The organism is Streptomyces sp. YJ-C3 (assembly GCF_053891275.1).
The window spans coordinates 2,511,319-2,525,299 of record NZ_CM132685.1; the positions used below are offsets into that span (position 1 = coordinate 2,511,319).

General features: G+C 72.5%; 8 protein-coding genes. 5 read left to right on the forward strand and 3 right to left on the reverse strand.

Going from position 1 to position 13,981, the window contains the following annotated elements; all coding sequences use genetic code 11:
- The first annotated feature begins 15 nt into the window (after nt 1-15).
- The 3 genes from ACVHNB_RS11130 (at nt 16) to ACVHNB_RS11140 (ending at nt 6,996) form a co-directional block, all read left to right on the forward strand.
- Nucleotides 16-3,771 (forward strand): S8 family peptidase, encoded by a 3,756-nt coding sequence (locus ACVHNB_RS11130; RefSeq protein ID WP_456227942.1) that lies wholly within the window; start codon nt 16-18, stop codon nt 3,769-3,771.
- Nucleotides 3,772-3,911: 140 nt separating this feature from the next.
- The gene (locus ACVHNB_RS11135; protein ID WP_456227943.1) at nt 3,912-5,186 is read left to right on the forward strand and encodes a protein phosphatase 2C domain-containing protein; all 1,275 of its coding nucleotides are present in this window, start codon (nt 3,912-3,914) and stop codon (nt 5,184-5,186) included.
- A 64-nt stretch (nt 5,187-5,250) separates the two neighbouring features.
- The gene (locus tag ACVHNB_RS11140; RefSeq protein WP_428951540.1) at nt 5,251-6,996 is read left to right on the forward strand and encodes a pyruvate dehydrogenase; all 1,746 of its coding nucleotides are present in this window, start codon (nt 5,251-5,253) and stop codon (nt 6,994-6,996) included.
- Between the two features lie 36 nt (nt 6,997-7,032).
- Here ACVHNB_RS11140 and ACVHNB_RS11145 read toward each other — a convergent pair whose 3' ends face one another.
- On the reverse strand, nt 7,033-10,098 hold the full coding sequence (locus ACVHNB_RS11145) for an alpha-mannosidase (protein ID WP_456227944.1): 3,066 nt from the start codon (nt 10,096-10,098) through the stop codon (nt 7,033-7,035).
- A 253-nt stretch (nt 10,099-10,351) separates the two neighbouring features.
- On the opposite strand from ACVHNB_RS11145, the gene ACVHNB_RS11150 reads away from it, so the two are divergent.
- Nucleotides 10,352-10,798, forward strand: a complete 447-nt coding sequence (locus tag ACVHNB_RS11150; protein WP_428957498.1) for an ATP-binding protein — start codon at nt 10,352-10,354, stop codon at nt 10,796-10,798.
- 54 nt (nt 10,799-10,852) lie between these two features.
- On the opposite strand, the gene ACVHNB_RS11155 is transcribed toward ACVHNB_RS11150, so the two are convergent.
- Both ACVHNB_RS11155 and ACVHNB_RS11160 read right to left on the reverse strand, forming a co-directional pair.
- Nucleotides 10,853-11,950: a DUF2637 domain-containing protein gene (locus ACVHNB_RS11155; protein ID WP_456227945.1), complete on the reverse strand. Its 1,098-nt coding sequence runs from the start codon at nt 11,948-11,950 to the stop codon at nt 10,853-10,855.
- 247 nt (nt 11,951-12,197) lie between these two features.
- Nucleotides 12,198-13,052: a (2Fe-2S)-binding protein gene (locus ACVHNB_RS11160; protein WP_456227946.1), complete on the reverse strand. Its 855-nt coding sequence runs from the start codon at nt 13,050-13,052 to the stop codon at nt 12,198-12,200.
- Nucleotides 13,053-13,198: 146 nt separating this feature from the next.
- Here ACVHNB_RS11160 and ACVHNB_RS11165 point away from each other — a divergent pair, with 146 nt between their 5' ends.
- Nucleotides 13,199-13,972 (forward strand): GntR family transcriptional regulator, encoded by a 774-nt coding sequence (locus ACVHNB_RS11165; protein WP_428951536.1) that lies wholly within the window; start codon nt 13,199-13,201, stop codon nt 13,970-13,972.
- The last annotated feature ends 9 nt before the right edge of the window (nt 13,973-13,981 follow it).

Consider the following 13,981-nt stretch of genomic DNA (forward strand, 5'->3'; position numbering starts at 1 on the left):
CACTGGGAGTCAGCGATGCGTCCGACAGCGCGCACGGTCCTGGGCGCGGCGATCGCCGCCGTCCTGGCCGTCACCGCGGCCGCTCCGGCCGGGGCACGACAGGGGAGTGCCCCGGACGACGGCCGTCCACCGGTAGGCAGCGCCGCCGCGGCGGCCGAGGGCACCACCGCCACGGTCACGCTCGTGACCGGCGACCGCGTCCTGGTCACCACGGACGCCGAGGGCCACAGCGCGGCCACCGCCCTGCCCACCGGGAACGGCGACGCACCGCTGCTGCAGACCCGGCAGTCCGGCAAGGACCTCTACGTCTATCCGGACGGCGCGCTGCAGGCGATCGCCGCCGGCCGCGTCGACGAGCAGCTCTTCAACGTCACCGGCCTGATCCGGCAGGGCTACGACGACGCGCACAGCGCCACCCTGCCGCTCATCGCCACCTACGACTCCTCCGTCGACGTCGCGCGCAGCGTGCCCGCGACCCCGCGCGGCGCCGAACGCGGCCTCGTCCTCGACCCGATCGGCGGCGTCGCCCTCAAGGCCGACAAGAAGAAGGCGGCCGACTTCTGGTCCGACGTCACCACGCGCCGCTCGCGTGCGGCCGGCGACCTGAAGAAGGTCTGGCTCGACGCCAAGGCGCAGTCGCTGCTCGACAGGTCGACCAAGCAGGTGCACGCCGACCAGGCATGGGCCGCGGGCTACGACGGCAAGGGCACCAAGGTCGCCGTCCTCGACACCGGCGTCGACACCGAGCACCCCGACCTCAAGGGCCGCGTCGCCGAGTCGAAGAACTTCACCGATTCCGCCGACGCCGACGACCACCAGGGCCACGGCACGCACACCACGTCCACCGTCGGCGGCACCGGCGCGGCCAGCGACGGCAAGAAGAAGGGCGTCGCCCCGGGCACCACCCTGCTCAACGGCAAGGTCCTCAACGACAGCGGCTCCGGCGCCACTTCGTGGATCATCGCCGGCATGCAGTGGGCCGTCGACGAGGGCGCCGACGTCGTCTCGATGAGCCTCGGCAACCCGAGCGAGCTCGACTGCTCCGACCCGATGGCGCAGGCCACCCAGGAACTGGCCCGCTCGGCGAAGAACACCCTCTTCGTGATCGCCGCGGGCAACGCGGGACCGACCCTCAACTCCGTCTCCTCGCCCGGCTGCGTCCCCGAGGTGCTCACCGTCGGCGCCGTCGACCGCGACGACTCCACCGCGAACTTCTCCAGCCGCAGCCCGGTGCGGCGCACCCACACCCTCAAGCCGGAGATCGCCGCCCCCGGCGTCGCCATCTCCGCCGCCGCCGCGGGCGGCCGGGGCGTGTACGCGTACCAGTCGATGAGCGGTACGTCGATGGCGACGCCGCACGTCGCCGGTGCCGCCGCCATCGTGAAGCAGCGCCACCCCGACTGGGACGCGCAAGCGGTCAAGCAGGCCCTCGTCTCGTCCGCCGACGCCGGCATACCCGGCGACGTGCGCGAGACCGGCGGCGGCCGGCTCGACGTGAAGGCCGCCATCGACGAGACGGTGCTCGGCGCCGACGCCGTCCAGGGCGGCACCTTCACCTGGCCGCAGGACAGGAGCGACCGCACCACCGTCGCCGTCCCGTACACCAACACCACCGACAAGAGCGTGAAGTTGAGCCTGTCCGTGGCCGGGGTCACCGGCAACGACGGCTCCGCGGTCCGCTCCTCCGTGGCCGGGCTCGGATCGCGCACGGTCACCGTCCCGGCGGGCGGCACCGCCGAGGTCCCGCTGAGGCTCGACCCCACGGCCGCCCTCAAGGCCGCCCAGTACGGCGACGTCACCGGCCGCGTGCTCGCCACCGGACCCGGCGGAGTGCACGTCTCCACCCCGTTCTCCCTGTACGTCGAGCCCGAAACGGTCACCCTGCGCGTCAAGCTGATCGACCGTCAGGGCAAGCCGGCCGACGGCGCCTCCTCCCTCGACGTCATCGGCACCGACACCGCCACCGGCGAGCGCCGCCCCAACGAGGGCGCCACCGACCAGACGTACCGACTGCGCCCCGGCGCCTACTTCCTCTCCAGCTTCATCGGCACCCCCGAGACGACGGGCACCCTCGTCAACTCCCTCACGTACATGGCCCGTCCGCAGCTGGACCTGCGCAAGGACACCACGGTCGTGCTCGACGCCCGCACGGCGCACAAGCTGAGCGTGCGGACCGACCGGGCGTCCGAAGTGCGCGGCGTCACCCTCGGGTTCGCCCGCGGCTGGGACGACACCTGGCTGCACGCGGGCACCGCGGCCGGCGGCCGCTCGATCCGCTCCTACTACGCGGACGTGGACGGCCGGGCCGGCGACGGCACGTTCGAGTTCGACAGCTTCTGGCGGGCCGCCGCCCCGCAGCTCTCCGAACTCGCCGTCCAGGGCGGCCCGTCGCTGCACCCGGTGACCGGCTCCACCAGCTCCGTGAACCTCGACGGCACCGGCAGCGCGCGCATCGTCGACGCCGGGTCCGGCACCGCCGCCGAACTCGCCGCGGCCGGCGTCAAGGACAAGCTCGCCCTGGTGAAGCTCCCGCAGGGCGGCAGCACGGGCACCATCGCGTCCGCCGCCGCGAAGGCCGGCGCCAAGGCCGTCGTCATCCACCGCGAGGCGGCCGGGCGCTGGTACCCGTCCGTCGGCTTCGTCGGCGGACCGGTGCCGATGATCGGCCTGGAGACCGCCGAGGGCACGGCGCTCGCCGCGCGGATCGCGGCCGGTGACACCACCCTGCGCTGGAAGGCCACCGCGAGCAGCCCGTACATGTACAACCTGGCGTTCCCCGAGACCGGCCGCATCGGCTCCGAGCGCACCTACCGCGTCCGCGACGCCGACCTCGCCGCGAACAGGGCGACCTACCGCGCCATGGGCACCGCCACCGACTACGTCGACCTCCCCGCCGCCACCCGGCCCTCCGGCCTGACCGCCTCCTTCGGCGACATCGAGACCGTCGCGGCTCCGTCGCGGCGCACCGAGTACTACTCGGCGGGCGGCACCGGCTGGGGCCACCAGGTGTCCAGCAGCTTCCCGTGGGGCGAGTTCATGATCGACCCCGTGCGCACGTACAAGAAGGGCGAGCACCGCACCGAGGAGTGGTACGGCGGCGTCCTCGCGCCGACCACCCCGCTCGACGACTCCGGCGCACCGGCCCTCGCGGCCGAGCGCCAGGGCGATCTGATCGGCGTCGCCCCCGGCTTCTGGGGAGACGGACAGCACCAGGGCGTCCAGGGCGGTTTCGGCGACATCGGCGGGATGGAACTGAAGCGGGACGGCGAGACCGTCGGCGAATCGAGCTGGCCGTTCGGCGTGTTCGAGGTCCCGGCCGACGACGCGGCGTACGACCTCACGCTGCACTCCGCGAAGATCGGCTCCAAGGTCTGGAACCGCTCGCCCGAGACCCTGACCACCTGGTCGTTCCGCTCGCACCTCGACGAGGACGTCTACTCGCAGGGCATCCCGCTGCTCTTCCCGCACCTGACGCTGCCGGAGGACGGGCTCAAGACCCTCGCCGCCGCCGACGGACAGGAGATCGGCCTGACCGCCACGGGGCACGCCGGGTACACCCCCGGTGCGCTGACGAAGGCCGCGCTCTCCTACTCGTACGACGGCGGGGAGACCTGGACGCAGGCGCGCACCGTACGGCACGGTGACCGGTGGACCGCGATCGTGGACCACGCCGGGGCCGCCGGCAAGCAGGTCACGCTGAAGACCCTGCTGACCGACTCGAAGGGCAACTCCGTCACCCAGACGGTGACCCGGGCGTACGACGTGCGCTAGTTCGAGAGTTCGAGGAGTCACCTGATCCGGTCTGCCGGGCGGCCTTCCCGTGGGGGGTGGGGCCGCCCGGCAGATCTTTTACGCGTGCAATTTTCCCGTTGCCCCGTTTTCGTACGGCCCGTGACGTGGACAATGAGGACATGAGCCAGCAGGGGGATAGGCCCACCCGTCGCCCGGTCCACGAGGACGACTGGTGGGGTCAGTTGTACGAGACCGACGCCGCCGACGTCGCCGACGACACCGGACCGACCCCGACCGCGGACACCCTGGACGACCGTTTCGCCTCGGCCGGGGCGGTGGCGGCCCCGCCGGGCTCCGTCCCGGCCCCGCGCCCCCCGGACGGCCTCTCCCGGCCCGCGTGGGACAAAGCCGCGGACCCCGCCGCCGAGCGGCCCGAGTCCGCCGAGCCCGCACCGGAGCCCGCCGCGCAGGAGCCCCCGGCGCCCCTCGCCGTGCCCTACGTGGGGGACGGTCCGCCCACCTACGACGCCGAGCCCACCGCGCTGCCCGCCGCCGACCCGGACGAGCTCGACGACCTCGTCGCCGACACCGTCCTCGACGGGGCGCGGTACGGCAGCTGCACCCTGCGCGCCGCCTCCGTACGCGGCGACTCCGCGCGCTACCGGGGCGAGCCCCGGCGCGACAGCCTGCTCACCGCGCGGTTCGGCAGCGGCCCCGGCGCGCTGATCCTCGTCGCCATGGCCACCGGCGCCCGCGCGACACCGGGCGCGCACCGGGCCGCCGCCGAGGCGTGCGACTGGATCGGCCGTGCCGTGGGGCTCAGCCACGCCCGGCTGGCCGAGGACATCCGGGCCGGGCGCCGCGGCGACCTCAAGTCGGGCCTGCACCGGCTCACCGACCGCAGTCTCGGCAAGCTGCGGGCCGGCGCCGCCGAGCAGGGCCTGGACCCGGAGGAGTACGCCGCCACCCTGCGCTGCCTGCTGGTGCCCGCCGACCCGGAGTGCCGCACCCGGGTGTTCTTCGGCGTCGGGGGCGGCGGCCTGTTCCGCTTGCGGGACGGCGAGTGGCAGGACATCGAGCCGAGCGTCGCCGAGCAGAGCGGCGCCCCGGTCGTGGGGTACGGATCGCTGCCCGCCGCCGAGACCCCGGAGGGCGACCGGCTCACCATGGACCTCGGGATCACCACGCCGCCGAGCCCCTACGAGCCCGCTCCCGAACCGGCCCGCGACCCGTTCCGCTTCCGCGCCTCGATCGCCCGCCCGGGTGACACGCTCCTGCTGTGCACGGCGGGCCTGGCCGAACCGCTGCGGGGCGAGCCCGACCTCTCCCGGCATCTGGCGCGCAGATGGGCCCAGGGCGCACCGCCGGGCCTCGCCGCGTTCCTCGCGGACGCCCAGGTGCGGGTCAAGGGCTACGCCGACGATCGCACGGCCGCGGCCGTTTGGGAGGCGTAACCGCGCCCCTTGTGAATTCATGGAACCGACAAACAGCGATCGGTTCCGAAGGGGCGCGTGAGTCATGGCCAAGCAGAACGTCGCCGAGCAGTTCGTCGACATCCTCGTCCGCGCGGGCGTCAAGCGCATGTACGGAGTCGTCGGCGACAGCCTGAACCCGGTCGTCGACGCGATCCGCCGCAACAGCGCCATCGACTGGATCCACGTACGCCACGAGGAGACCGCGGCCTTCGCGGCGGGCGCCGAAGCGCAGATCACCGGCAAGATGACCGCCTGCGCCGGCTCCTGCGGGCCCGGCAACCTGCACCTCATCAACGGCCTCTATGACGCCCACCGCTCCATGGCCCCCGTCCTCGCCCTGGCCTCCCACATCCCCTCCAGCGAGATCGGCCTCGGCTACTTCCAGGAGACGCACCCCGACCGGCTCTTCCAGGAGTGCTCGCACTACAGCGAGATGATCTCCAGCGCGAAGCAGATGCCGCGGGTCCTGCAGACCGCCATCCAGCACGCGGTCGGCCAGTCCGGCGTCAGCGTCGTCACGCTGCCGGGCGACATCGCGGACGAGCCGGCCCCCGACAGCGCCGTCGAGACGGCGCTGGTCACGTCCCGGCCCAGCATCCGCCCCGGCGACGCCGAGATCGACAAGCTCGTCGAGATGATCGACGAGGCCGACAAGGTCACCCTGTTCTGCGGCAGCGGCACCGCCGGCGCGCACGCCGAGGTCATGGAGTTCGCCGAGAAGATCAAGTCGCCGGTCGGGCACGCGCTGCGCGGCAAGGAGTGGATCCAGTACGACAACCCCTTCGACGTCGGCATGAGCGGCCTGCTCGGCTACGGCGCCGCCTACGAGGCCACCCACGAGTGCGATCTGCTGATCCTGCTCGGCACGGACTTCCCGTACAACGCGTTCCTGCCGCAGAAGGACGTCAAGATCGTCCAGGTCGACATGCGGCCCGAACACCTCGGCCGCCGCTCGAAGCTCGACCTCGCCGTCTGGGGCGACGTCCGCGAGACGCTGCGCTGCCTGACGCCGCGCGTGAAGCCCAAGTCGAACCGCCGCTTCCTCGACAAGATGCTGAAGAAGCACGCCGACCACCTCGAAGGCGTCGTCAAGGCGTACACCCGCAAGGTCGAGAAGCACACCCCGATCCACCCCGAGTACGTCGCCTCCGTCCTCGACGAACTCGCCGACGAGGACGCCGTGTTCACCGTCGACACCGGCATGTGCAACGTGTGGGCCGCGCGCTACATCTCGCCCAACGGGCGGCGCCGCGTCATCGGCTCGTTCTCGCACGGTTCCATGGCGAACGCGCTGCCGATGGCCATCGGCGCCCAGTTCGTCGACCGCGACCGGCAGGTCGTCTCGATGTCCGGCGACGGCGGCTTCTCGATGCTGATGGGCGACTTCCTCACCCTCGTCCAGTACGACCTGCCGGTGAAGGTCGTCCTCTTCAACAACTCCTCCCTGGGAATGGTGGAGTTGGAGATGCTGGTGGCCGGCCTGCCCTCGTACGGGACGACCAACAAGAACCCCGACTTCGCCGCCGTCGCCCGGGCCGCGGGCGCGTACGGCGTCCGCGTCGAGAAGCCCAAGCAGCTCGCGGGCGCGCTCAAGGACGCCTTCAAGCACAAGGGCCCGGCGCTCGTCGACATCGTCACCGACCCGAACGCGCTGTCCATCCCGCCGAAGATCAGCGCCGACATGGTGACGGGCTTCGCGCTGTCCGCGTCGAAGATCGTGCTCGACGGCGGCGTGGGCCGCATGGTGCAGATGGCCCGCTCGAACCTGCGCAACGTGCCGCGCCCCTGACCGTCCGGCCGGGGGCACGGCACCCTCGCGTGCGGCTCAGGCCGGACGCAGCCGCAGTGTCAGGATCTGGAACGGCCGCAGGGACAGCGCCAGACCCGTCTCCGAGGTGTCCGCGGGCCGCAGCGGACGCTCCAGGAGATCCGTCTCGTCGGCGCCCGCCACCGGGAACGACGCCGTCAGCGTCGCCGTCGCCCGCCCGCCCCGCGACTCGTAGAGCCGGACCACGACGTCGCCGCTGCGGTCCTCGGCGAGCTTCACCGACTCGACCGTCACCGCCGGGTCGTCGACCGTGACGAGCGGCGCCACGGCGGGCGCCTCGGCCACCCGCAGCGGCAGATTCAGCGCGAGCCCCTCGGCCACCGCGTCGCCCGTCGTGGCCCCCGGCAGCAGCGCGTACGTGAAGCGGTGCGTGCCGAGATCGGTCTCCGGGTCGGGGCTGTGCGGGGCGCGCAGCAGCGTCAGCCGGACGGTCGTGCCGAGCCCCTGGTCGTGCGGGGTGCGCGTCACGTCGTGCCCGTACGTCGAGTCGTTGAGCAGCGCGACGCCGTAGGTGTCCTCGGCCACCCGCAGCCAGCGGTGCGCACAGATCTCGTAACGGGCCGCGTCCCAGCCGGTGTTGGCGTGCGTGGGCCGGTGCACATGGCCGAACTGGATCTCGGCCGCGGAGCGTTCCGCGTGCACGTCCACCGGGAACGCCGCCTTGAGCACCTTCTCCGACTCCTGCCAGTCGACGTCGGTGACGACCTCGAGCCGGCGGCTGCCCGCGGCGAGCCGGTACTCCTGCGTGATGCGGGACCGGCCGAAGGAGCGGGTCACGCGGACCGCCACCCGCAGCGGCCCGTCCTCGACGAGCTCCACCGACTCGGCATCCGTGAGATCGGTGCGGGTGTGCCGGTAGTGCGCGTCCAGGTCCCAGGCGTCGTACTGGGTGGGGTGGTCGGGGTGCAGCTGGAGGAGGTTGCCGCGGGTGCCGGGGGCCAGCACCTCGCGGCCGCCGTGCCCCAGGTCGCGGACCGAGGCGAGGAGCCCGTCGCTGTCGACGGTGACGGCCAGATGCTCGTTCGCCAGCACGATCTTCTCGTCGGCCTCGCGGGTCGCCGCCGCGTGGGCGCCCGGCCCGCGGGTGCGGGCCGCGGCCTCGGCGAGGCTCCGGGTGCCGAGCCCGTCGACGTTCACGTGCACCAACGCGCCGTCGTGCGCGACCACTTCACTGCGCGGGTAGGGCGAGGCGTTCAGCGCCGCCGGCTCACCGGCGCCGAGCCGGGACACCGCCTCGCCGGTCAGCGCGTCCAGCTCTTCGAGAACACGGGCGTAGGTGTCACGCGCCTCCCGGTGCACCCAGGCGATCGAGGAACCGGGCAGGATGTCGTGGAACTGGTGCAGCAGGACCGTCTTCCACAGGCGGTCCAGATCGTCGTAGGGGTACGCGTACGACGCGTCGCGCAGAGCGGCGGCCGTGCACCACAACTCGGCCTCACGCAGGGCGTGTTCGGAGCGGCGGTTGCCCTGCTTCGTCTTCGCCTGCGTCGTGTACGTCGCCCGGTGCATCTCCAGGTACAGCTCACCGGACCACACCGGGGCCTTGGACCCGTACTCCTCGTGCGCCGCCTCGAAGAACGCCGACGGCTTCTCGATCTCGACGCGCGGCGAGCCCTCCAGGGAGCGCAGCCGGCGCGCCTTCTCCAGCATCTCGCGGGTCGGGCCGCCACCGCCGTCGCCCCAGCCGAACGGGACCAGTGAGCCGGACGCCCCGCCCTTCTCCGCGAAGTTCCGCTCCGCGTGGGCGAGTTCACGGGCGTGGAACTGTGCGTTGTAGGTGTCCACGGGCGGGAAGTGGGTGAACACCCGGGTGCCGTCGATGCCCTCCCACCAGAACGTGTGGTGCGGCATCTTGTTCGTCTGGTTCCAGCTCAGCTTCTGCGTCAGGAACCACTTGGCGCCCGCCAGCTTCGCCAGCTGCGGGAAGGCGGCGGTGTATCCGAAGGAGTCCGGCAGCCAGATCTCCTCCGTCTCCACCCCCAGCTCGTCCCGGAAGAACCGCTTGCCGTGCACCAGCTGCCGCGCCAGCGCCTCGCCGCCCGGCATGTTCGCGTCCGACTCCACCCACATCGAGCCGACCGGTGCCCAGTTCCCGTCCGCCACCGCCTTCTTGATGCGGTCCCAGATGTGCGGCTGGTGCTCCTTCACCCACGCGTACTGCTGCGCCTGCGAGCACGCGAAGACCAGCTCCGGGTAGTCCCGGGCCAGCGCGGTGACGTTCGCGAACGTGCGGGACGCCTTGCGGACCGTCTCGCGCAGCGGCCACAGCCACGCCGAGTCGATGTGCGCGTGCCCGGCCGCCGAGACCCGGTGCGCGCTCGCGTGCGCCGGCCGCGACAGCACCTCGGCGAGCTCCGCGCGGGCCGCGACGGCGGTCCCGGACACGTCGTGCAGATCCAGTACGTCCAGCATCCGCTCCAGGGCCCGCAGGATGTCGTGCCGCCGGGCCCGGTCGGCGTCCAGCTCGTGCATGAGCTCGGAGAGCACCTCGACATCGAGCACCAGGTGCCAGACGTCCTCGTCGAGTACGGCCAGGTCGGCAGAGCGGAATCGATAGACGGGGCGATCCCCGGCGGTCAGCACATCACCGAGGAACGTGGGCTCGAAGTCCCGCAGCACCGCCGGGTTGGCGGCCGCCTCCAGCAGCAGGTTCACCGGTTCGCCGCCGGCCGCCCGCGCGGCGATCGTCAGATGCCGGTTGCGCGGATGGATGCCCTTCAGGGGGACGCCCGAGGCGTCGTACAACAGCCCCTCCGCCTGGAACCCGGGCCCCTGACCGGTGAACCCCGGGTCCACCACGGCCTCGACGTGCCGCCCCGCCCACTCCTCGGGCACCTGCCCCTGAAGCCGGAACCAGCTGGTCGACCACGGCTTCCCCCAGGCGGTGCCGGACTCGAACGGCGCGTACGTCCCCGCCAGCGCCTCGGCCACGGGCACGGGCTCGCCCGGCGCGTGCCAGACGCTCAGCGTCAGCGGTGTCCGCGCGGCGTACTGCGCCGGGCGTACGAACTGGCGCATCGCCCGCTCAAGTCGGCCCTCCACGAGGTGTTGGTCGTCGTGCACGGCGGCTCCTTCCGGTCCAGGTCCTGCTCGGATCCCACGCTTCCTTCCCCGTGCGGCTCGTCGACACCCGCGTGTGATGGACGAATCAACAGGAGTGCCGACATGCCCACGGGGCATGCATCCCCGTGTACGCGTTCGACAGACAGGCCGAGCAGAACGAGTCCAGAGCGAGAAAGGCATCGTGATCGGCGTGTGGGCGGGGGTCATGAAACGGCAGGTACAAAGGGGAAGCCCGATGAGGGTCGAAGTCCCCATGGCACATCCGGAGGAATCCGGGGTGGACGGGGCGGAACAGGGGGACGTACCGCGTGGACAGCTCAACCGAAAGCTGGGCAAGGCGGACCTGAGGGCCGTACCGGAGGCCCGGCGCGCGGTGCGCGAACTGCTCCGTCACTGGGGCAGGCCGGGCAGATCGGAGATAGCGGAGCTGCTCACCAGCGAGCTCGTCACCAATGCGCTGGTGCACACGGACCGCGAGGCGGAGCTCACGGCAACGGTGGGGCCTCGCGGTCTGAGAGTCGAGGTCCGGGACACGGCGTCGCGCAGGCCGAAGCTACGGGTACCGATCGCCGACGACGGTACGCACGGCAGGGGCCTCTTCCTGGTGCAGTCCCTCGCGGACGCCTGGGGCGTCGTGACGTTCGGCGCCGGCCGGACGGGAAAGGTGGTGTGGTTCGAACTGGACGGCGGCACCCCGTGACGTCCATGTCACGACGGCGCCGCCGCAGTCGTCCTCTCTTGTGGTGACGGGGTGTCAGCCGAACTGCTGCTCAAGGTCCTTGAGCTTTTGCTCCAGCGTGTCGAGCCGGGGCAGCGCCTGAGTGTCGTCCTCCGCCGTCAGATCGACGGTGACGGACGACTTCGGGTCAGTGCCGCTCCTGACGGCCTGGAGAGAGGGCCGGGTGCGCAGCGGAAGCTGGTCCTGCGAGAGTTCCGAAGGCTGGCTCCCCGGCGATATGGCGGGCTCCGCGCCGACTTGTGCGGAGCCCGTCGAACCCGAGGCGGTCACGGCGGGCACGTCGACCTGCCGCCCGCCCCGCCCGCCGAACGAGCGGTGGCCCCGGCTGAGGGCCCGTAGCTGCGCCCGCTCCAGCTTCTCGTGCTCGCGCCGCCGCATGCGGTTGGCCGTCTTCTGGCGCTTGTCCTCGCGCACCTCGTCGACGGCCTCGTCCAGCGTCCGCACGTTCTCCAGAAGCATCAGCGACCAGGCGCTGTACGTCTCCCGGGGAGCGCGCAGCCAGCGCACGATCCGGATCTGCGGCAACGGCCGCGGTACCAGGCCCTGTTCGCGCAGCGCCGCGCGGCGCGTCTGCTTCAGCGCGCGGTCGAAGAGCACCGCCGCCGACAGGGACATCCCCGCGAAGAAGTGCGGGGCGCCCGCGTGGCCCAGCCCTCGGGGCGCGTGCACCCAGTTGAACCAGGCGGCGGCACCCGCGAACGTCCACACGAGTATGCGTGAGCCGAGCGCGGCGTCGCCGTGGCTGGCCTCGCGCACCGCGAGCACCGAGCAGAACATCGCGGCACCGTCGAGCCCGAACGGGACGAGGTACTCCCAGCCTCCGGACAGGTTCAGGTTCTGGCGGCCGAAGCCGACCAGGCCGTGGAAGGAGAGCGCGGCGGCGACGGCGGCGCAGCAGAACAGCAGCACGTACGAGGCGGAGCCGTAGACGGTCTCCTTGCGTCTGCGGCGTTCCTCGCTGCGTTCCCACGAATCGTCGGACGACGACGCGCCTTTCTTGCCGGTGTCCCCGGCGCGCTTGCCGCGCGCGAGCACCGCCACCGCCGCCAGCAGGCCCAGGAGCAGCACGGCGCCCGGAAGCAGCCAGTCCAGCGATATGTCGGTCAGTCTCATCTGGGGGTCCCTTGCATTGCGAAAAACAGATGGTGCAGCGCGGAGCGCTTCGTTGGACGGGTGGGCGTTTCGGGCGCCATATTGGCCCAGCAGTCCGAGCCCGCAGGGGGTTTCGGGACAAGAGAACGCCATTGGAGTGCAAGGGGGCGCGTAAAACGGTCGTACGCTCGAACTCCCGCCGCAGAAAAGGGAGTTGAGTTCGATTTGCGTCACCCGAAAGGGTGGTTCGGTCGAGTGCGGGTGGCGCTCAGGCCGCGGCGGACCCGGTGAGCCGCGCGATGCGGTCCGCGTCGCACGTGCGCGGGCAGGTCACGCAGGTGTCCTCCGGGCGCAGGGTGTAGAAGAGGCAGCAGCTCGCCCGGTCACGGGTCGGCAGCAGCTCCCCTTCGGGGCCGGTCAGTTCGCGGAACGCGGCCTTTCCGACGTACGGCTTCGTCGTGCCCGGCAGCAGCTCCTCCAGCTCGGTCATCGCGCGGCGCTCCTCGCCGAGCAGATGGCCGATGTACCAGAGGCCCTCGACGATCTCGTCCGTGGCCATGCCCCACAGGGCGCGCGGCCCGCGCCGCATCCGCGGTCCGAATCCGGCGAGGACGGGCTCCAGGTGGTCGGCGACGGCCGCCCGCAGCTCGGCCCGCAGGGCCTCCTCGTCCGGGACGACGTGCGCGCCGGGCAGCTTCGCCGCCGGGTCGCCGGGCAGGCACGCGAAATCGGTGACGCGTACGGCCATCCGGCCCAGCGCGCGCTGGAAGGAGACGTTCGCGGCAGGGAAGCGCGGCACGCGGCGGTGCAGGAACCAGGGGACCGTGAGGAGCAGGCAGGCGGGCCACGCGTAGCGGTGCAGCCCGAAGCTGGCGACGACGTCGGGGCGGGCCTGCAGGCCGTAGTCCTTGAGCACCTGGGCGTTGTCCCACGCGAGGAACGCGTCGAGCGCGGCGCCGCCCTCGGCGAGCCGGCCCGTGCCGACCCAGCCGGCGCCCTCGGGCAGCGGCTCGTCGGGGCCGAGCTCGATGATGCGCAGGCTCGGGAACACCTCGGTGAGGCGGGCGTACGCGGCCGAGACCGCGCTGTGCGTCGCGGCAGGCGCCGGGGTGATGAGGGGCATGCAGGGACCACCGAATCGCGATCGTTTGCAGGTAAGCCTTACCTTACCCGAAGGATTCGGGGTTTGAACTGCGGCCCGGGCGGCCTATCGTTCGTCGTTGAGCTAGGACAAACGGCCGGTATCGGCCGGGAACGGCGGCGAAGGGGATGACCGGGGTGGAGCAGGCCAGGCCGCGTCCGGCACGTGGCTCCGCGGCGGCCTTCGGGGTGCCCGAACAGCGCTCCGCCGACGCGTGGGCGGCGGCCCCGCCCCAGCCGTCGGCGGCCGGGCACAGCCGGGGTGAGCACACTCACAGCGAGCCGCCCGCGCCGCGTGTCGCGGTGCGCGGGACGGTCGAGCGGACGTCGGTGCGCGGGCAGGTGCTCGACGCGCTGCGGGCCGCCCTGCTCTCCGGCGAGCTGACGCCCGGCGAGGTGTACTCGGCGCCCGTCCTGGGGGAGCGCTTCGGGGTCTCGGCGACGCCCGTGCGCGAGGCGATGCAGCAGCTGGCCCGGGAGGGCGCCGTCGAGGTCGTGCCGAACCGGGGGTTCCGGGTCGCCGAGCGGACCGCCCAGGAGCGGGCCGAGCTGGCGGAGGTACGCGGGCTCATCGAGGTGCCCGTCGTGCTGCGCTTGGCCCGGACGCTGCCGGTGGCGCGCTGGGCCGCCGTCCGGCCCAGCGCCGAAGAGACCGTCGCCGCGGCCGCCTCCGGCGACCTCGCGCGGTACGCGGAGGCCGACCGGGCGTTCCACCGGGCCCTGCTGTCCCTCGCCGGGAACGAGCAACTGGTGCGGATCGCGGACGATCTGCGGCGGCGGGTGGTGTGGGCCGGGTGCGACCTCGCGGCGGACGCGGCCCAGCACGTGTCCCTGCTGGAGGCACTTGAGGCCCAGGACCTCGGCGCGGTCGGTTCGTTGGTGCGGGAGCACTTCGCCGGCTGAGCGCCGGCC